Origin of the sequence: Sinosporangium siamense (genome assembly GCF_016863435.1) — a bacterium.
GTDB lineage: Bacteria > Actinomycetota > Actinomycetes > Streptosporangiales > Streptosporangiaceae > Sinosporangium > Sinosporangium siamense.
The window spans coordinates 59,090-79,155 of record NZ_BOOW01000057.1 but is presented as its reverse complement, the minus strand read 5'-3'; the positions used below and the strand labels follow the sequence as shown (position 1 = coordinate 79,155).

13 protein-coding genes are annotated in these 20,066 nt (G+C 67.2%); 3 read left to right on the top strand and 10 right to left on the bottom strand.

Annotated elements, in window-relative coordinates; translation table 11 throughout:
• Positions 1-79 precede the first annotated feature (79 nt).
• The 6 genes from Ssi02_RS39165 to Ssi02_RS36910 all read right to left on the bottom strand — a co-directional run bounded on the left by Ssi02_RS39165 (position 80) and on the right by Ssi02_RS36910 (position 9,163).
• Positions 80-457: an NlpC/P60 family protein gene (locus Ssi02_RS39165; RefSeq protein WP_239130356.1), complete on the bottom strand. Its 378-nt coding sequence runs from the start codon at positions 455-457 to the stop codon at positions 80-82.
• A 2,453-nt stretch (positions 458-2,910) separates the two neighbouring features.
• On the bottom strand, positions 2,911-3,318 hold the full coding sequence (locus Ssi02_RS36930; RefSeq protein WP_204032955.1) for a DUF7144 family membrane protein: 408 nt from the start codon (positions 3,316-3,318) through the stop codon (positions 2,911-2,913).
• A gap of 129 nt (positions 3,319-3,447) precedes the next feature.
• Positions 3,448-4,314, bottom strand: coding sequence for a 16S rRNA (adenine(1518)-N(6)/adenine(1519)-N(6))-dimethyltransferase RsmA (gene rsmA, locus Ssi02_RS36925; protein WP_373870262.1), 867 nt, complete (start codon positions 4,312-4,314; stop codon positions 3,448-3,450).
• A 409-nt stretch (positions 4,315-4,723) separates the two neighbouring features.
• Positions 4,724-5,584, bottom strand: coding sequence for a TatD family hydrolase (locus tag Ssi02_RS36920; RefSeq protein ID WP_204032951.1), 861 nt, complete (start codon positions 5,582-5,584; stop codon positions 4,724-4,726).
• A gap of 502 nt (positions 5,585-6,086) precedes the next feature.
• Complete coding sequence (metG, locus tag Ssi02_RS36915) at positions 6,087-7,874, bottom strand: methionine--tRNA ligase (protein WP_204032950.1); 1,788 nt, start codon at positions 7,872-7,874, stop codon at positions 6,087-6,089.
• Positions 7,875-7,900: 26 nt separating this feature from the next.
• The gene (locus tag Ssi02_RS36910) at positions 7,901-9,163 is read right to left on the bottom strand and encodes a glycosyltransferase family 2 protein (protein WP_204032949.1); all 1,263 of its coding nucleotides are present in this window, start codon (positions 9,161-9,163) and stop codon (positions 7,901-7,903) included.
• Positions 9,164-9,325: 162 nt separating this feature from the next.
• Between Ssi02_RS36910 and Ssi02_RS36905 the strand changes: the two genes are divergently transcribed.
• Positions 9,326-10,828, top strand: coding sequence for a hypothetical protein (locus Ssi02_RS36905; protein WP_204032948.1), 1,503 nt, complete (start codon positions 9,326-9,328; stop codon positions 10,826-10,828).
• A gap of 229 nt (positions 10,829-11,057) precedes the next feature.
• On the opposite strand, the gene rsmI is transcribed toward Ssi02_RS36905, so the two are convergent.
• A complete protein-coding gene (gene rsmI / locus Ssi02_RS36900) occupies positions 11,058-11,888 on the bottom strand; it encodes a 16S rRNA (cytidine(1402)-2'-O)-methyltransferase (protein ID WP_204032947.1) in 831 nt (276 codons plus the stop codon).
• A 178-nt stretch (positions 11,889-12,066) separates the two neighbouring features.
• Between rsmI and Ssi02_RS36895 the strand changes: the two genes are divergently transcribed.
• Together Ssi02_RS36895 and Ssi02_RS36890 are read left to right on the top strand one after the other, a co-directional pair.
• On the top strand, positions 12,067-13,629 hold the full coding sequence (locus Ssi02_RS36895; protein ID WP_204032945.1) for a dolichyl-phosphate-mannose--protein mannosyltransferase: 1,563 nt from the start codon (positions 12,067-12,069) through the stop codon (positions 13,627-13,629).
• Positions 13,630-13,743: 114 nt separating this feature from the next.
• Positions 13,744-15,003, top strand: coding sequence for a hypothetical protein (locus Ssi02_RS36890; RefSeq protein WP_204032938.1), 1,260 nt, complete (start codon positions 13,744-13,746; stop codon positions 15,001-15,003).
• Between the two features lie 401 nt (positions 15,004-15,404).
• Here Ssi02_RS36890 and Ssi02_RS36885 read toward each other — a convergent pair whose 3' ends face one another.
• From Ssi02_RS36885 to Ssi02_RS36875, 3 genes are all read right to left on the bottom strand, one after another.
• Entirely contained in the window at positions 15,405-16,910 is a 1,506-nt protein-coding gene (locus Ssi02_RS36885; protein WP_204032935.1) for an alpha/beta hydrolase, read from the bottom strand.
• A gap of 169 nt (positions 16,911-17,079) precedes the next feature.
• Complete coding sequence (locus tag Ssi02_RS36880) at positions 17,080-18,585, bottom strand: alpha/beta fold hydrolase (RefSeq protein ID WP_204032933.1); 1,506 nt, start codon at positions 18,583-18,585, stop codon at positions 17,080-17,082.
• Between the two features lie 27 nt (positions 18,586-18,612).
• Positions 18,613-19,830: a serine hydrolase domain-containing protein gene (locus tag Ssi02_RS36875; RefSeq protein WP_239130354.1), complete on the bottom strand. Its 1,218-nt coding sequence runs from the start codon at positions 19,828-19,830 to the stop codon at positions 18,613-18,615.
• Between the last annotated feature and the right edge of the window lie 236 nt (positions 19,831-20,066).

Sequence of the window (20,066 nt, the reverse complement as noted above, 5' to 3'; positions counted from 1 at the left end):
GGCCTTGCGACGGCGCTTGTCCTTGCGTAGGCCTTGTGGTGTCCGCCGCGTGTTCCACGGGCGAGGAAGTGTGCAGGTTCTAGGGGCGAACGGCGCCTCGATAGCGGGGGCGGTAGTAGGACGAGTCCATGAAGTTGGTTTTCTTCACTACTTCGCCGGACTTTGGAGCATGGACCATGATGCCCTCCCCGATGTAAAGGCCGACATGGGTGGGATCACGGTCCTCTCCGCCGAAGAACACGAGGTCTCCCACCTGTAGGTCGGCCAGGGTGATTCGGCGGCCTTGGCGGAACTGGGTGCCCGTGTAGTGGCCGAGTTCGACGCCGGCTTTGGCCCAGGCGTGGAGGGTCAAGCCTGAGCAGTCGAAGCCGACCGTGTCACTGCCGCGGCCGATGCCTCGGGTGGGGCCGGTGGCGGAGCCGCCTCCCCAGGAGAAGGCCGTGCCGAGTTGATCCAAGGCGGCTTCGGCGGCTTTTTGGCCGCGCTTGGTCTCGGTGGTTGACGGGCGTGTGGGGTCCGAAGGGGTTGAGTGAGCACTCTGTCCTGGCGTGTCCTTCGGGCGGGGAATGGGCTCGGATTTTGTCAGGGGGTCTCCGGGGCGAGCGGGCTCCGCTGCCCCGATGGGCTTTAGGGGCACCCCCGATTGCGCTCCGGATCGGGGCACGGATTCGGCTGTCCTAGTCGAGGACGCGGAACTTTCCAGTCTGGGTGGGGACGCGGAGCCGACCGGCCTGGTGCCGGGCACGAACGTGTCTGAGTTGGTCTTGGGCACGAGCTCTTCTTGCGTGGAGCCGTCCTCTGTGCCCGAGCGTGAAACGGGGGTGTCCTTTGCCTTAGGGGTGGAGCTACTCGTCTCTTGCTGGGGCAGGGACCTGTGCGTCTCCGCCTGGGCAGTGAGGTTGACCATGGTCGGCTGGGACGCGGACCTGTCCATCCCTGCCCAAGTGGGGGAGCCATTTGCCCTAGGTTCGGACCTGAACCTGTCCGTCCCTGCCCTGGGGGCGGAGTCATTTGTCCCAGGCACGGATGTAAACCCTCCAGGCCCGGACATGCCTCCCTCGTCTCTGAACCCGACTGCGCCTGGCCGTGATACGAATCTGTCCAGCCCAGCCTTGGAGGCGGAGTCATCTGCCCCAGGCCCGTGTGTGAACCTGTCCGTTTCTCCTCCCTTGGACTCTGAGCCGTTCGCCTCTGACCGGGACGTCTTCGGCTCATCTAGGGTGCCGCGAGGGGCGCGGTTGTCGTTCATGCTGTGCCGGGCGCTCCACCGGCCGCGGTTGGGTCCGCCCTGCCATGACTCCTGACCCGATCGGCTTCCGGGCCAGGTATTCCACCTGGCATCACCCTCTCCACCTCCCTGCCAATCGTCGGATGGTGGTGAAGGCCGGTCGCGGGGCTCGGCGGGCAGGGAGGTTTCCGGTGAGGGCAGCGGATCGGAGTCCCCTTGGCCTGGAAGATCGTCACTCCGGGGGAGGTCGTCACCGGATGCCGTCAATGTCGTGCTCATGCCCTTGCCCTTCTCTGCCCATGGCGAGCCCGCAGACTCCCCCTCGTCGTTTTGGATGGATGTCTCCTGATCGGGGTTATCGTCAGGGACTTGGACCTCCTGGGAGCGGGTCCATTGCACTCCGGAGGAAGGAACCCAGCGAAGCCCCTTTCCTTGGGCACACACCCATGACGGGAGTGACAGCACCACCCGCTGGGCGGACCGGTCGTCCCTCACGGCGTGTGGCGCGACTGTGTCCTCAGCACCTTGGCCGATGGAGGAACTCAGCGCCGCCACTGCCGTGAGCATCTCTTCTCGGGACGCTTTCCACCTCGGCAAGGTCGCGAGTGCCGCCTGGGCTGCTCTCGACAGGGTGATCTCGCGGTAACACGGTCGCCCCACGCCCGTTTGCGCGGCGGCGGCGTCCGATACTCCTGCGACGGTGCCGACCGCGGCGAGCAAGCCCCCACTCAACGTCGCCCACATCAGACGTCACCCCCCACCGGAAAACGCAAATGCGCGTTCACCATGACCTCCCGACTCTTCGTCGCTGAACGACGCCCAGGATGCCTTTTGGATCACGGCTTTCGCGCCCCCGCTCCACAATCTGTGGATAACTCAAAAACGCCTCTCCGGGAGGCCTTCTCCTGTGGATAACTGCGGCGGGAAGACCACCCAGCTCGGGAATTACGCACTTATCCGACATGGCTTTTCTCGATAACGGTGAGCAGAGGGGAGATCTCTCTACTCCTACCTTCTCGGCAAATGACGGAACCACTCCCACCCGCCATGTACATGACGAAGGAACCCCAGGGATTGCCAGCCCCACCCCGCGCGCTGAGCTCCACTTAGGCGCTGCGACAGAACCGTCGATGACGCGGGTCCCCTGCGCCTCGCCTCGACCATGACCGGACGGACCTGCTCACCCAGTCGGCCGACGTCAACATCGCTGTGCCGTACGCGACTCAGCCGCGACCGCTTCCGGGCAGGCACCATGGCCAGTGGCGGCACGACTATCGCGGAGATGGAGCACAGGGTGGGGTGCACATTGTGCGCCTCAGCCATGGTTTCCGGCTGCTTGCGCGCAACGTGGTCGGTGCGTGCACGGCAGATTATTGCTATCCCTCCATAGCAGGTGAGATACGGCAATCACCAAGAAAAACGACGCGAGGGCGTCGGACGTCTCATCCGCAGGTGACCTGTACGGCACAGGCCAGATCGACCGTGCCTGTCCAACTGCTGACGTCGCGATGTGCCGCCGAACATTCATATCGACAAGTCACGTCGGCGAATGTCTGCGAGCCTCTTCCGCTCACCTGCAAGATCGAGAAGGGGGATTGTGGCCGAGGTCGCGGCGGCGGCACCCGTCGTACGGTCGAAAACTGGTCACTACCACGGCCGCTCCGACCCACCCCGGAAGTCAACTAGGAGATCTCTTCTCGCCGGACGGTCAGCAATGCCCAGATGACGAAGATGTCTACGGCGATCAGCACAATTGACCACAGCGGATAGTACGGCATGAAAAGAAAGTTCAGCACCGCACTGATCGAAGCCAGGATGACGCCCGCCACGCGCGCCCAGGTCTGCCCCATGAAGAGGCAGATGCCGACGATCACGAGGAGAATGCCCACCACAAGGTGGATCCAGCCCCACGAAGTGGTGCTGAAGGCATAGACATAGTTCGGCAGCACAACGAAGAACTGGCTTGTGAGGATCGCCGCAAGCCCGACGAAGAAGCTCCAGATACCGAGGACGACCAGGACCGTTGCCGCGAAGAGTGTGCCGCCGGCTGCCCATGCGCTGCGCGCTCCGCCTCTAGTGTGCGTGCTCATGCCAGCCCCCCGGTGGCGTATTGCTGGTCGCCCCCATACAGACCAGCACTTACGTGGAATTCATCCCCACAAACCTTCAAGGGAAACGTAAGTATATTTTTTGCTCAGATATCACTACATTGCGGTAAATCACACCGCGCGGTTCTCCGCAATGCGGGCGAAGTCCTCAATCCCCAACTGCTCGCCTCGAAGCGTGGGATCGACCCCTGCTTTACGCAGAGCCGCCTCAGCCTGGGCAGGGCTTCCCGCCCACGAGGCCAGGGCAGCGCGCAAAGTCTTGCGCCGCTGGGCGAAAGCCGCGTCCACGACGGCGAACACCTCCTCACGGGAGGCGGAGGTGACCGGGGGCTCGCGCCGTACAAGTGAGACGAGGCCGGAGTCGACGTTGGGGATGGGCCAGAAAACCGTGCGCCCCACAGGGCCGGCACGGCGAACGTCGGCATACCAGGCGGCCTTGGCGGAGGGCACACCGTAGATCTTGGAGCCGGGAGCGGCGGCGAGACGATCGGCCACCTCAGATTGCACCATGACAAGACCCCGTTGCAGGGTCGGAAGCACTTCGAGAAGGTGGAGGACCACCGGAACGGACACGTTGTACGGCAGGTTCGCGACCAATGCCGTGGGTTGCGCCTCGGAAGGAAGATCGGCGGGAGTGACCCGGAGTGCGTCGGTGTGGATGACGGTGAGGCGTTCGGCATCGGGGCCGGCATGCGAGGCGACGGTCTCCGGCAGCTGGGCCGCCAGAATCGGGTCGATCTCCACCGCGATCACGCGCCGCACCTCGGGCAACAACGCCAGAGTGAGCGACCCGAGCCCCGGCCCGATCTCGATGACCGTGTCCTCCTGGCCGACCTCCGCCACCCGGACGATGCGCCGCACGGTGCCACCGTCGATCACAAAGTTCTGCCCCAGCCGTTTGGTCGGTCGCAGATCAAGCTTTTTGGCCAGATTTCGGATCTCGACCGGCCCCAGCAAACTCACAGTCCCACTCCCCACATCACCCCACCAGTGTCCCGCATCGCCCACCCTGCTCAGGCGGAGTACATCCGGTCGGTCTCGCGCCCCGTCAGGGGCCCACGCATAGTACGGCGCAAGCCCCCTCAACGCAGTACGGCAAAGGCCACCTCAGCCTGGTACGGCATAAGCCTGCTTGGCCTTCCCAGGTCCCGGTGAGCTGGGGGCCGGCGAACCTCATCCGACCGCCGCCACCAGGCGCCCCAGCCGGGCAGCGCGTGACCCGGCTGTTCCTCGTCGGGGCGGCGATCAGTTCAGCCGCTCCCCGAGCCCGGGGCGCAAGCTCCAGGCGCTGCCGGAGCCAGGGATGAGCTGGAAAGTCCACATCGACACACCAACGCGCCGCTCCGAACCGGAGTGACGTGCTCCCGAAAACCCGCCGCCGATCAACTCACCAGGCGCCGAAGACTGTTTCGCCGTTACTGCTGATGCTGTTGCACAGCTTGTCCACGTCGACCGACTTGACCTCGGCAAGGCAGCGGACGATCAACGGGATGAGGTATGGCGCGTTGGGCTTCCCCCGGTGAGGCACAGGTGGGAGGTAGGGGGCGTCGGTCTCCACCAGGATGAGCTCGGCAGGGGCGACTTGAGCTGCTTCCCGAAGATAGTTGGCGTTCTTGTACGTCACCGGGCCGGAGAAAGACATGAAATATCCGGCAGCCGTGCATCGCTTCGCCATCTCCGCGTCGCCGGAGTAGCTGTGGAAAACCACCACATCGGGCGCCCCCTCCTCGGACAACACCCGGAGCACGTCGTCGTGGGCGTCGCGATCATGGATGACGAGAGCCTTGCCGGTGCGCTTGGCGATCTCGATGTGTGCCCGGAAGCTGGCGTGCTGATCTTCCTTGGTGGCCCAGTCGCGGAAATAGTCGAGCCCCGTCTCCCCCACGGCGCGCACCTGCGGATCGCGGGCGATCTCCTCGATCTCCGCGAGCACCTCGGGGGTGGCCGCGTGGGCCTCGTTGGGGTGGATCGCCACGCCCGCGTAGACGTCTTGGTGGCGGGTGGCCACGTCGGCCCCCCAGCGCGACGAGGCCAGGTCATAGCCGATCGTGACCAGCCGGGTGACGCCGACGGCCCGGGCCTCTCGCAGGATGCCGTCCACGGTCACCGCCGACGCCTGTGCGGCCTGCGCCACCGGGTCGGCCGCCGAGGCTTGGCGGTTGCCGACCATGATGTCGAGGTGGCAGTGGCTGTCGAACACGGGAGCCGCCAGGGGTGCCGGCGGGTGCGGAAGCTGTGCGGAAGTCACCGCATCAACTTAGCGCCAGCCGTACTCCTCACACACCGCACCGCCCCCGTGCCTCCTCGACGACACTGCGGCGACCGCACACCTGCCGGGGGCCGGGCTGCCGACCGCCCACCGATACGGCCCGTGGCACTACACGGATAGCAGAAGCACTCGCTGATCATCCGCAAGCGCCGGTCCGTCCCGCTTTTGTACTGGCGCCCGGACAGAGCTATGACGGAAAATCTGATCATGTGCGCCCCAGCGAGGCGCCTTGCCCAAGCACCGGCTGTCAAGACCTCTCGACCACGCGGGGCTCCTTCGGAGGCGGACCAAAAGCACCACTCCCCGGCGAGCCCCACGCAAGCAGGCCCCCGGCCCCAGACCTCACGAGAATGCCCTAGACCAGACGCCGAGCCCCCAGCAAGACCTCGCGTAACAGCGGCCCAAGCCCCGCAGAATGCCCCGAACCAGACTCCGGCCCCAAACCAATGCCATTACCCCGCCAGGGTGCCCACAAAACCCGTCAGGCGTCGCCCAACCGGGCCAGCTCCTCGTCGACGATCTTGGGGTCCAGCTTGGTGAACAGCCGGACCGGTGGCGCCAGAGGAATGCCCGCCTTGATCGGCCGATGCTCCCACCGGGCGTTGTCCCGATAGTCACCGGTGATGATCGGGTAGGACGAGCCCCCCTCCTCATCCACCTCCTGGATCTCCGGCATGCCCGACCAGACACCCTCGCCGCCGAGCATCGTGTAGACCTTGTTGGAAGACTGAGGCAGGAACGGCGTGAGCAGCGTCTTGGCGTCGTCGACCACCTGAAGGGCGACGTGGAGGATGGACCCCTGCCGCTCGGGGTCGTCCTTGATCTTCCAGGGCTCCTGCTCGGCGAGATAGCGGTTGGCGTCGCGGACGACCTCGAACGCCTCGGTGACGGCGTTCTTGAAGCGGGAGCGGCCGAGCTCGGCGCCGACGGCCGGGAAGGCGGCGCGGGAGCGGTCGAGCAGGGCCCGGTCGGCGTCGGTGAGGTCCCGGGCCTCGGGGACTCGGCCGAAGTTCTTGGCCGCCATGGAGATGGACCGGTTGACGAGGTTGCCCCACGCGGCGACGAGTTCGCCGTTGTTGCGGTTGAGGTATTCGGACCAGGTGAAGTCGGTGTCCTGCGTCTCGGGGCCGGCGACGGCGATGTAGTAACGCAGGGAGTCGGCGTCGTAGCGCTCTAGGAAGTCGCGGACGTAGATCACGACCTGGCGGGAGGAGGAGAACTTGCGCCCCTCCATGGTGAGGAACTCGCTCGACACCACCTCGGACGGCAGGTCGAGGCGGCCGAGGGAGCCGGCTGTGCCGTTTTTGGCACCCTGGCCGTTGTAGCCGAGGAGCATGGCGGGCCAGATCTCGGCGTGGAAGACGATGTTGTCCTTGCCCATGAAGTAGTAACCACGGGCGTCGGGGTTTTGCCACCAGTTGCGCCACGCCTCGGGGTCGCCGGAGCGGCGGGCCCACTCGATCGAGGCCGACAGATAGCCGATGACGGCGTCGAACCACACGTAGAGCCGCTTGTCGCCGCGGTCGCGCCACCCGTCGAGCGGAATGGGCACACCCCAGTCGAGGTCGCGGCTGATCGCGCGGGGCTGGATGTCGCCGAGGAGGTTGAGGGCGAACTTGAGGACATTGGGCCGCCAGTCGCCCTGCTTGCCCTGCAGATAGGTGGCGAGCACCTCGGCGAAGGCGGGCAGATCGAGCATGAAGTGCTCGGTCTCCACGAAGATGGGCGTCTCACCGTTGATGCGCGACACCGGGTTGATCAGGTCGATCGGGTCGAGCTGATTGCCGCAGTTGTCACACTGGTCGCCCCGGGCGCCGTCGTAACCACAGATGGGGCAGGTGCCCTCGATGTAGCGGTCGGGCAGCGTGCGGGCGGTGGACGGGGAGATGGCCCCCATCGTGGTCTTGGGGAAGATGTAGCCGTTCTTGTAGAGCCCGAGGAAGATCTCCTGCGCGACCGCGTAATGGTTGAGCGTGGTCGTGCGGGTGAACAGATCGTAGGAGAGGCCGAGGGCCGTGAGGTCCTCGGCGATGACCCGGTTGTAGCGGTCGGCGAGCTCGCGAGCGGTCAGGCCCTCCTTGTCGGCCTGCACCTGGATGGGCGTGCCGTGCTCGTCGGTGCCGCTGACCATCAGCACCTTGTTGCCCGCCATCCGCTGGTAGCGGCTGAAGATGTCGGACGGCACGCCGAATCCGGAGACGTGGCCGATGTGGCGCGGGCCATTGGCATAGGGCCACGCGACGGCGGTCAAGATGTGCTGCTGGGACATGCTGCAAGCCTAAGGGCCCTGGCGGCTCACCTCGACCCGATTCTGCCTTCCTCGGCGTCATCCGCGGACTTCGCCATGGAGGTGTCCTTGCTGACGGCCTCAGCGGCCTCCTCGGCGGCGGACGCGGCGACGTCGATAGGGGTCTCGCGGGTGCGGCGGATGCCGAGGATGCTGATGAACAGGGCCGCGAAGATGGTCTGGAAGCTCATGATCAGAGCGGTGGCGGACGGCACGACGAGGCGGAGGGACTCGCGCGGGTCGAGCTCGCCGAAGCTGCGGATGCCCCAGTGCATGAGCGAGGCCACAAGGCCGACGAGGCCGGCGATGGCGAGCAGGCCGCCGAGGATGAGGCCCTTCTCCAGCGTGATCACGTCGACCAGCCGCTTGACCCTGCGGTCGGGCGGCAGGAAGCCCTCCTCCGCCGCGTAGACCTTGGTGAACAAGGCGAACAGCACCGCCTGGAAACCGATCACCACCATGGCGGAGGCGCCGACCAGGGTGTCGACGTCGAAGGCCAGCTCACCGACCATGACGGGGCCGAACGTGAGCGCGGTGCCCGCGACCAGACCGATGATCATGAGGGCGAGACCGGGGATGAAGAACAGCCAGCGCGGGCTGTAAAGCAGCAGAAAGCGCAGGTGGCGCCAGCCGTCGCGCCAGGAGCGGAGGTGGGGCGGGCGGCTGCGGCCGTCGGGCGAGAGCGTGGTGGGCACCTCGCGCACGTCGAGCCCCTGGAGGGTGGACTTGACCACCATCTCGCTCGCGAACTCCATGCCGCCGGTCTGGAGCCCCAGTCTCAGGATCGAGTCGCGCCGGAAACCGCGCAGCCCGCAGTGGAAGTCGCCGATCTTGGACGGGAAGAAGAGCCGGCCGACGAAGGACAGCACGGGGTTGCCGAGGTAGCGGTGGAGCGGAGGCATGGCCCCCGGCGCGATGCCGCCTTTGAATCGGTTGCCCATCACAAGGTCGGCACCGTCGCGAAGCTGCTCGACGAACGGCAGAAGCCCGGTGAAGTCGTATGAGTCGTCGGCGTCACCCATCATGACGTAGCGCCCGCGCGCCGCGCGGATGCCGCCCATCAGGGCGTTGCCATATCCCTTCTCATCGACGTGCACCACCCGAGCGCCCGCGTCGCGCGCGAGCTGCTGCGAGCCGTCGGTGCTGCCGTTGTCAGCGATGACCACCTCGCCGTCGATTCCGTGCTCCCGCATGCAGGCCAGAGCCTTGCGCACACAGGTTTCCACGGTCTCCGCCTCGTTAAGGCAGGGCATGACCACGGTCAGTTCCACGTCTAGGCCCTTCACTTCAGCCACATGTCAGCCCAACCCATGATGCCGAATGACGCACCGTGCTCGGGTCAAGACCGCCAAACGCCTGGCATGCTGTTGTTCATGCTTGGCGTTGCTGACCCGCCACGGATCGACGTGGCCCGACAGTCAAAAAGGGCGCGATTGGCGTCCTGGCTGCTGCGGCATCGCGTCTTCGTGGTGGCCATGGCACTTGGTTCCGCGCTGCGCCTTATGACCATGCTGGGCTTCGGTCCCGCACTGTGGTTCAACGACTCTTACGAGTATGTCTCAGTGGCCCTCCACCCGGAGCGGCCTCACCCGATCCGGCCCAACGGCTATGGCTTCCTCCTCCTGATTTTGGAGCCGTTCCACAGCTTTACCCTCGTGGTGTTTCTTCAACACCTGATGGGCCTGGCGACCGCCGTGCTCGTTTACGCATTGTTGGTCAAACGTTTTGATCTTCCAGGCTGGGGAGCCACGTTGGCCGCGGTGCCGGTGCTCTTCGACGCCTACCAGATCCAGCTTGAGCAGCTCGTGATGTCGGACACGATGTTCACCCTGCTGGTCATGATCGTCATCACGCTCGTGTTGTGGAAGCGGCGCATGACGTGGAAGACGGGCGTCACCGTGGGCCTGCTGCTCGCCCTCACGGCGCTGACCCGCTCGATCGGCCTGGCCATCCTGGGCCTCGTCGTGGTCTACCTGCTGATGAAGCGCGCCGGCTGGCGGCCCGTCACCGCCGTGGTGACCGCCACCGCCATCCCCGTGGTGGCGTACATGATGTGGTTCAACAGCGCCTACGGCAAGTTCGCCATGACCAACAGCGACGGTCTCATCCTCTACATGCGCACGTCGGTCTTCGCCGACTGCAACAAGATGAAGCTCGAGCCGGACACGATCCCGCTGTGCGTGCAGGAGCCCGCCGAGAAGCGCAAGCCGTACTCGCAGTGGTATCTGTGGGGTTACGGCTGGGGTGAGGTGCTGCACCGCTTCGGTCCTGGCAAGTTCAGGGAGCTCAACAACGACGCGGGCAGCAAGTTCGCCCGCGAGGCGATCACGTCGCAGCCACTCGACTACCTCGGCGTGGTGGCCCGCGACTTCTTCCGCTCCTTCCACTGGGGTCGCCCGGTCTTCCCCGATCCCAACACCTTCAACCTGTATGAGTTCCCCGCCCCCGACTCCGAAGATCGAGTGCGGGTGGTGCCGCTCAGGAACTGGCCGACCTACAAGGGGTGGGCCGACACCGACGCCTTCGCCTACGAGCAAGGATCCCCGAGCACGCGCGTCACCAAGCCGTGGGCCGACATCATGCGCTTCTACCAGGATGTCTTCTACCTGCGCGGCATCATGCTCGGCGGCATCCTGCTCATCGGCCTGTACGGCGTAGCCGTACGTTGGCGTGGACTCGGCGGGCCGGTGCTGCTCCCCTGGCTCGCGGCGGTCGGCCTGCTCCTGGCCCCGGCCGCCATGGCCGAGTTCGACTACCGCTACCTGCTGCCCGCCGTCCCCCTGGCCTGCGTGGCGGCGGCGGTGACCCTGCGGCACGGAGGCCGCGCGACCTGGGCGCTGCGCCTCCTCCGCCTCCCCCGCACGACCAAGAGCACCCAGGCCAAGGACGCCCCCCAGGCCGAAGCCACCCCTCAGGTCGAGGCCACCGGAAAGTGAGCCGCGGGGCACGCTCCCACGAGAGCGCGCCCCGCATGACCCGCCACCGTGACCGCCTCCGGCCCCTTCGGACCGACAGGTAAATCCCGCCACCGTGACCGCCTTCAGCCCCTCCGGACCGAAAGGTAAATCCGGCCACCGTAACCGCCTCGGGCCCCTTCGGACCGCCACATATATCCCGCGACTGTGACGGCCGTCACCCCGGCATCTTCATGCCACGGTGACAGGCTCACCGATGCACAGCGTCGTAAAGCTCCCGCTTGGGAATGCCCGCCGACTTGGCGACCTCGGCGATGGCCTGTTTGCGGGGAATGCCCGCCGCCTCACGCCGGGCCACCTCCGCGGCGAGCGTGGGCAGGTCGGCGGTCACCGGCTCGGGCACATGTCCGGCGACCACAACCGTGATCTCCCCCTTTACCCCGCCCTCCGCCCAAGCGGCCAGGTCGGCGAGGGGCCCGCGGCGGATCTCCTCGTAGGTCTTGGTCAGCTCACGGCACACGGCGGCCTGCCGGGTGGCGCCGAAGGCCGTGGCCATGGCCGCGAGGGACGCGGCCAGCCGGTGCGGGGCCTCGAAGAACACCATGGTGCGTTCCTCGTCGGCGAGCGCGGTGAGCCTGCGAGCGCGGTCGGCCGGTTTGCGCGGAGGGAAACCCTCGAAGCAGAACCGGTCGCTCGGCATCCCGGAGACGGCGAGCGCGGTGGTGACGGCGGACGGGCCGGGGAGGGCGGTGACGGGGATGCCGGCCTCGACGGCGAGGTGGGTCAGGCGATAACCGGGGTCGGACACGCCCGGCATGCCCGCGTCGGTGATCACGAGGACGGTGTCGCCCTGCTGGAGGGCTTCGAGGAGTTCGGCGGCGCGGCCGGCCTCGTTGGCGTCGTAGTAGGACACGATCCGCCCGCCCAGGACCGCGCCGATGTCGGATGCCAGCCGGCGCAGGCGGCGGGTGTCCTCGGCCGCGATCACCTGGGCGCTCTCCAATGCCTGGCGGAGCCGCGGAGAGGCGTCCCCGGCTTGTCCAATGGGCGCACCTGCCAGGACCAATCTGCCTTCTGTCACCCCTCCATCCTTCCGTACGCCCTTGTTGGGAAGCGCATGGCGATGGCCACGTCTGGGGCGGGGAACTCTCCCATTTGCCGTGTTTTCCAGGGCTGCTTTCGTGAGGGGCCCGTACGATGTCCGGGTGGCCGTGACCGATTCTCAAAACCAGGCCCCCACGCAGCCGGAAGCAGAGCCGATGCCGATCGCGACGGACTCGATGCGCGCCAGGCTGGTCCCGCCCATGCCTTCCGGCAGATTGTGGGGATGGCTGGGGCCGATATTGGTCGCGGCGTTCGGCGCCTTTCTCCGTTTTGATCATCTGGGGCGGCCGAATTCGGTCGTCTTCGACGAGACGTACTACGCCAAAGACGGCCTGTCCTTGATCACATTCGGCACCGAGCGCCATGCGATCAAAGACGCCGACAAGTTGCTGATGCAGGGGAACAGCGAGATCTGGCAACAGTGCTCGCCGACGGAAGTGGATAAATGCGCCTCTTTCGTGGTGCATCCTCCCCTGGGCAAGTGGATGATCGGCGCGGGTGAGTGGCTGTTCGGCGCCAACCCCTTTGGCTGGCGCTTCGCCGCGGCGGTCATCGGGGTGTTGTCGATCCTGATCCTGGCCCGCCTCGCGCGCCGGATGACCCGCTCCACGCTGCTCGGCTGCCTGGCCGGCTTCCTGCTCGCGCTGGACGGGCTCCACTTCGTCCTGTCCCGCACCGCCCTGCTCGACATCTTCCTGATGTTCTTCGTGCTGGCCGGCTTCGCCTGTCTCGTGGTCGACCGCGACCAGGCCAGGACCCGGCTCGTGGACTGGTATGAGGCCTCCCCCCTCAGCGGCAGGGGCCCAAGCCTCGGGTGGCGGCCGTGGCGGCTCGCCGCCGGCGCGTGCCTCGGCGCGGCGCTCGCGGTCAAGTGGAGCGCGGTCTACTTCCTCCTCGCCTTCGTGGTGATGTCGCTCATGTGGGACGCGGGGGCGAGGCGGGCGCTCGGCCTGCGCAAGCCGTACCGCGGGGCCCTGGAGAAGGACATGCCGGGGGCACTGGTGGCCCTGGCCGCACTGCCCGGCCTGACCTATCTGCTGAGCTGGACCGGATGGTTCGTCACCGAGGGCGGTTACGGCCGCAACTGGGGCCAGGCGACGTCGGCGGGACCGGTCTACTTCGTCTTCGACTCGCTGCGCTCGTGGATCAACTACCACTTCGGCGTGCTCAACTTCCACTCCGGGCTGACGGCCGAACACCCCTACCAGTCCGAGCCGTGGGACTGGCCGCTGCTCCTGCGCCCGGTCGCCTTCTTCTACGAGGGCAAGCAGAACGCCTGCGGCGCCAAGGGCTGCTCGGAGGCGGTCCTCGGGGTGGGCACCCCGGTGATCTGGTACGCCGGTGTGGCCGCGCTGATCGCGATGATCGTCTGGTATTTCTCGTCGCGCGACTGGCGGGCCGGCGCGGTGCTGCTTGGCTACCTCGCGGGATGGGTGCCGTGGTTCTACTTCGCGGTCTTCAACAACCGCACTATGTTCCTGTTCTACGCGATCCCCATGGTGCCGTTCATGATCTTGGCGATCGTGCTCACCGCGGGGCTGATGATCGGCCCGGCCACGGCCCCGTCCAGGCGGCGGGTGCTCGGCGCGGCGGCGGTGGGGGCGCTGGCGCTGTTGGCGCTGGTCAACTTCTGGTACCTCGCGCCCGTGCTGAGCGCCGAAACCATCCCCTACGACGAGTGGTATGCCCGAATGTTGCTGAAGAAGCTGTGGATCTGACGCCTCATACGACCTGCTTACGTGTGGATTCGTAAGGTAGACGCCGTGGAAGAGCCCATTCCGCTGACTTTCGGTCATCGTCAGAGCCGGGTCCTGTACGGCAGACTGCGAGGCATGCCTGCACCAGACGTCGCCGCGCTGCTCCTAGAGCTAGAGCGTTTCGAGCCGGATGTCGTCGACGACGCCACCACCGCCGTCGAGTGGCTCACCGGTGGGGATCCCCTGGAGTCGATCACTCAGCTCGACGTGTGCGAATTCCTCTGGTTCACGCTGCCGTTGAAGGTGGGAGGCGACCAGGTCGCCGTCGCACGTGCCCTCGGCCTGTTGTTCACGCTCGGCGGCATGGCGCGTTATGCGGCGCTGTGCGCGGCGCCGACCACCGCGCGCATCCTGCGGGCCTACGCCGAGGAGGGGGAGGACGCGGGCACCGCCGCCTACCAGGCGGCGCTCGACGCCACCGGGGTGCTTCCCCCCGACATCCCCGACCTGGGGTGGAGTTCGATCATGGGCCCGGAGGAGCACGGCGCTCACGTCGCCTGCTCGGCCGCCCTCGAACTCGCCATCGTCTCCGGCGAGCTGCAGCCCGGCTCACCCGCGTGGAAGCGGCGCCGCGAGGCCCTCACCCGCCGCTGGCTCACCGAGACGCGGCCCGAACTCGGCCACGACAGCTGGCTGCACCGTGTGCACGGCGAGCGCCTCAACCGCTGGGTGCTCGGCAGAGGCAGCGCCCGCCGTGAGCTGGCCCAGCCGTTCGAGGTGCGGCTGCACGCCCCGATCCCTGTGCCGGACGGCGACCCCGTGCCTCCGCTGACGTGGCTGCTGGACCGGGCGAGCCGGGAGGGGCTCCCCCTCACCCGCGAGCACCGCCCGGCCCGTTCGGTCACGGCCGCGGCGGCGCATGAGTTCGGCGCGCGGCACGACGTGGGCGCGCTCGCCCACCTGGCCCGCACCGACCTCGGCGCGCTGACGCGCAACGGGCGCGTCCTGGAGCTCACCCCCTTGGGGGCACGGCTGCTGACCGACCGCGAGTCGCTCTGGCACAGTGTCACGGGTCTGCTTCTCGGCTCCGCGAGGTCCGACCTTGAGGTGGCCGCCCAGGAGGCGGGGCTGATGCTGCTTGCCGAGGGCAACGGTTTCACCGACGCCACCCTTGCGGGCCGGGTCGCCGACGTCGTCGACCTCGACGAGGGGTCCTGGGAGGTCTGCGCCGACGTGGCCCCTTCCCTGACGTCCCTAATGGGGCGGCTCGACGCCCTTGGCATGCTCGTGGTCCACGACGGCCTGACCCTCCTCACACCGGTCGGGCGGAGTGCCGCTCTCGCCGCTCTGCGCGCTCACGCGCTGCGGCCGCGGAAGTACGTCACACACGGCTGAGCCGTACTTTTATCCCGGACAATTACTCGGGAACGTAGTAGCGCATGCTTTGCCGATGTTCTTCGGTTTGAAAGGCTCGCGCGAATTCCAAGGCTCCCGGGGAGATACGCACATCGGTAATTGCGCCTAGACCTCACGGATAGCCGTTTTTGCAGGTCATAACGATTATGCGGCGCACACGCGCTGTCCATGACGTGGATGGCACCGGTGTGTTCAAATCAGATTTCGCGGAGCAAACATCTCGCGAGTGGACACCCTGGGCCGCGCTGCCACGTCCTGGCGAGGGGGACGTGGCGGCGCTCCTCCTCACGAGAATCAGTCCGCATATCCGTCGAGCCGGGATAGCGTTTTGCGGCCGGAATCGCATAGGCGACGGGCGCGATCCGGCCGCGTGAACGTCGTCAGACAGGTGGGCACGTGGAGCCGTCAGCGGGCAGGATGCCCTTGAGCAGGTAGCCCTCGACGGCGTCGGCGACGCAGGGGATCCCGGCAACGTAGGCGCCGTGCGCGGTGCCCTGGTAGGTCACGCGAACGGCGGTTCGCAGCCGCGCCGCCATGAGGGCCGCGCCGGAGGGTGGCGCCACGACGTCGCCGGTCGAGTCGACCACGACGATGGGGGTCGTGCCGGTGTGATCGACCGTGCGGCCCTCGGTGCCGGCGGGCACGGGCCAGAAGGCGCAGGCCGCGACCGAGGAGTTGTTCGGCGCGCTGAACACCGCGAGGGGGCCGAAGAGCGGGGAGATCCGCGTGAGTTCGGCGTCGACGCGCACGAGGCCCTTCGGCGTCTCCCTGCCCCGGTCATGGCAGTAGGTGCCGATGCTGGCCATCAGGCTTCTGGCTCCGCCGTATGGGCTGTAGACGCCGTTGTCCGTACGGCCGACGGCGGCGTCGGCCAGGCGCAGGAGAGCCCGGCCGTCGCCCTTGACGGCCGAGGCCAGCGCGGACTCCACCTCGGCCCACAACCCGGGGACGGCCATCTGGCCCAGGCCGTTGACCGCCAGGACGGAGCCGAGTTCGCGGTTTCCGACCTTCAGCGGGGTGTGCTTGAGCCTTTTCACGAGCCTTTCGACGGTGTGGTTGGCCGCTTTAGTGGTTTTGCCGAGGTCGCAGCCGCCTTTGACGCACGCGGCGAGGAACTGCTCGTAGGTCTGCTGCACATAGCGCACGCTGTTCTTCGCCAGGTCGGCCGGGGTCTGGTGGGTGTCCAGGGGGGCGTCCAGCACCATGCGGCCGACCTTCCCGGGGTAGAGCGTGGCATATACGCCGCCGACCACGCTGCCGAAGGACAAGCCGTAGTAATTGAGTTTCTCGTCGCCGAGTGCGGCGCGCAGGCGCTCGATGTCCCTGGCGTTCTCGGCCGCGCCGAGGTGCGGGAGGATGCGCCCGGAGTTCTTCGCGCAGGCTTGGGTGAATGCCTCGGCCTCCTGGAAGAAGCGCCGACGTTCCGAGGCGCGCTTCAGGCCGGCGGTGAGGGAGTAAAGACGGTCGACGGCGCGGTCGGAGCCGCATTTCACCTGACTGTCGCCGCCGGAACCGCGCTGATCGTAGGCGACGATGTCGTAGCGGGTGCGCAGCGAGGCCAGAGCGGTGTAGGCCGCCGCGAATTCCGACCGGTGGGCGCCGTTGCCGCCGAAGTGCATCAGCAGGGAGCCCGCTCTGTTCCCGGTGGCCTTCGCGCGGACGAGTGGGATGCCGACGGTGTCGCCATCGGGTTTGCCGTGGTCGAGCGGCACGGTCAACGTGCCGCATTCCAGATCCGGGGTCCGTGCCGGCAGGTCATCGCAGGCTCCCCAGGAAATCGCCCCAGGGCCGGCTTTCGCCGTACTCGCGGAGGCCGGGGCGGGGAGGAAGGTGAACACCGCGGCTGCCGATATGCATGACGCCAAGAGCGTTGCTCGACGTGCCATTTCACATGCCTTTCAGAGTGGAGACCACCACCCTCCCCGGCGAACGGCCTGGAATCGTCGGCACCGGGAACGAATCACGGCTACCTACAAAGGAGTAGCCCGCAGGCCGCCCCCAGGGCACTTCGTCAGACCACGAGGTGTAGTCCTGGGAGCGGGGCACCGGCCGGATCTACTCGACGGACGGGCACGTGCCGCCGTCGGCGGGCAGTGTGCCGCCCAGCAGATAACCCTCCACCGCATTGACGACGCAGGGACCTCCGCCCGGATAGGCGCCGTGCAGACTGCCCTGGTAGGTCACGCGCACGGCGGTTTTCAGTTGTTTGGCCAGGGCCGCCGCGCCGGGGGGCGGGGCGGCGCGGTCGCCCGTGGAGTTGAGCACGACGATGGGAGTGGCGCCGGTGTGGTTCACCGTACGGCCCTCGGGGTTGTCAGGGACGGGCCAGAGGGCGCAGGCCGCGATCACCGAGTTGCTCACGCCGCTGAAGACCGCCAGGGGGCCGAACAGCGGGGAGATGCGTGTGAGTTCGGCGTCGGCACGCACGACGCCCCGCCGGGTCTCCCTTACCCGGTCGCGACAGTAGGTGCCGTCGCCGGCCATCGCACCCGCGGCTCCGCCGGGGCCGTAGACGCCCGCGGTGTCGCGGCCGGTGATGGCGTCGGCCAGTTGCAGCATGGCTGCGCCGTCGCCCTTGAGGGCCAGGGCCAGAGCCGCCTCCACTTCGCCCCATAGTTGCGAGGCCGAGCTCAGGACCAGGGCGTTGACGGCCAGGGCGGGGGTGAGCGTGCGGTTTCCGACCTTCAGCGGGGAGTGTTTGAGTTTCCGCACGAGCCCTTGGACGGTCTTGTCGGCCGCCTTGGCGGTCTTGCCGAGGTCGCAGCCGTCCTTGACGCACCCAGCGAGGAACTTCTCGTAGGTGCGCTGCATTTCCGCTGTGGTGTTCCTGGCCACGTCGGTCGGGGTCTGCCGGGGGTCGAGTGCGGCGTCCATCACCATGCGGCCGACACGCTGGGGAAAGAGCGTGGCGTAAACGCCGCCGACGGCACTGCCGAAGGAGACGCCGTAGTAATTGAGCTTCTCCTCCCCGAGTGCCTTGCGCAGCTGCTCGAGGTCTCTGGCGTTTTCGGCCGTGCCTAGATGAGGCAGGACTCGCCCGGAGTTTTTCGCGCAGGCGCTCGTGTAACGCGCTACCTCCTGGAAGAACCGCGCGTGTTCCGCGGCTCGTTTGAGACCGGCGGTCAGGGAGTAGCGACGGTCGATGTCGCGGTCGGAGCCGCATTTCACCTGTGTGTCACCGCCGGAACCGCGCTGGTCGTAGGCGATGAGGTCATAGCGGGTGCGCAGCGCGGCATACGCCGAGTGCGACTGTGCGAAGGCCGCACGGTGAGCGCCGGTGCCGCCTAGGTGCATCAGCAGAGAGCCCGCCTTGTCGCCGGTGGCCTTGGCCCGGATGAGCGGGAGGCCGACGGTGTCGCCGCCGGGTTTGTCGTGGTCGAGCGGCACGGTCAGCGTGCCGCACTCCAGGCCGGTGGCCTGCTGCGGCACGTCCTCGCACGCCCCCCAGGAAATCGGCTGAGCCTCCGCCTTCGGCGTACCCGCCGCATGACCTGGAACGGCCAGTACGGCGAGAGCCGAAACGGTCGCCACGGCCGTCGTGGCCAATCTGCGAGATCGCATGATCGGTGGTTCTCTTTCGGTTGAGGATTAGCCGGACTTCGAGGCAAGAGGGCGGATGCCTGAGCTGAAGGGGAGGCCCGAGTTGAAGGGAAGGGCCGGTGCGGTCTTCTGGGCGGAGGAGGGCCACGTCGACTGCGGGCCGCAAATGGCGGTGAGGAGATGCATGCCCATCGCGGACCCGCCCGCGGCGGCGCCGGGGTGGTTCGTGAGATTCACGCCGATGGACGACTGCTTGCCGCCGTCGGCTGTGGAGAACGACAGGGTGAGCATGCCGAGGACGCCGCCGTCGTGGCCCCACACCGTTCCGCAGGGTGTGGGGAGTGAGAAGATGCCGAGGCCGTAGGAGGTGGAGTTGGTCGCTCCAGGCCCGCTTGTGACCGGCACCGTGGTGCGCATCTCGGCGAGTTGCTCCGCGCCGATGAGCCGTCCCTGGAAAAGCGCGCGATAGAACGTGTTGAGGTCGGCCATGGTGGAGACGACGGCCCCGGCCATGTCTCCCCACGACATGTTGTAGGTGGAGAAGTCCCGGGGCGGGTTGTAGTAGCCGCCGAGCGATTCGTAGGCGAGCGAGTGCGGGCGGGGCAGCTGCGAGGTCCGGGGGAAGAAGGTGTTCGAGAGTCCGGCCCGCTGGATCACGTGGCGGGTGATGTAGCGTTCGGGGTCCATGCCGGTGACCTTCTCCAGCAGGAGCCCCAGCACGGCGTAGTTGGTGTTGGAGTAGCTTCCCGGGAGGACGCCGGGCTCGCCGGTCTTGCCGCCGCTCAAGCCGATCTCGACGAGTTCCCGCCGGCTGAAGGTGCGGTGGCGGTTCGCTTCGAGGTCGTCGACGGTCGCGAAGATGATGTGGTCGTAGTCGCTGATATGGCTGGTGTGGTTGAGCAGCATACGCACGGTGACGCGCGAGTCGGGCAGGAGGCCGGGGAGGTAGCGTTCGACGGAGGCGTCGAGTTCAACCGTGCCGCGCTCGACCTGCTGCAACACGGCGGTCGCCACGAAGGTCTTGGTGATGCTGCCAGCTCGGTGATACATGTCCGGCCGTGTGGGGCGTTGTGTCGACACGTCCGCGACTCCGGAGGCCCCGCGCCACTGCCGCCTGCCGTCTCGGGCGTGGGAGTAAACGCCGTATATGCCACCGTCGGTGATCGCCTTCAGCGTTTGCCGGAGGGCGGACTTGTCGAGTGTGGTGGGGGTGGGCTGGGCTAACGCGGGCGTCGCCGTACCACCCATGAGAACTGCTGCGGCCAAACCGGCGACCAACCATGCCCGACGTGCCATCTTTCATCGCCTTTCGGAGTGGAAAAACCCGATAAGGCGACCTTCACAGGAAATCACCCTGGAGTCGTCGGCTTTGGGAATGATCGGGCGATCATCGGGAAGGAGGAGCCGATCAGAACTTAAGTATGCGGCGCGAACCTAGAACTCCTACAACCAAGGACTACATAGCCGCCTCGCCATTGACTCGAATGTCGGCGAGAAGGTGA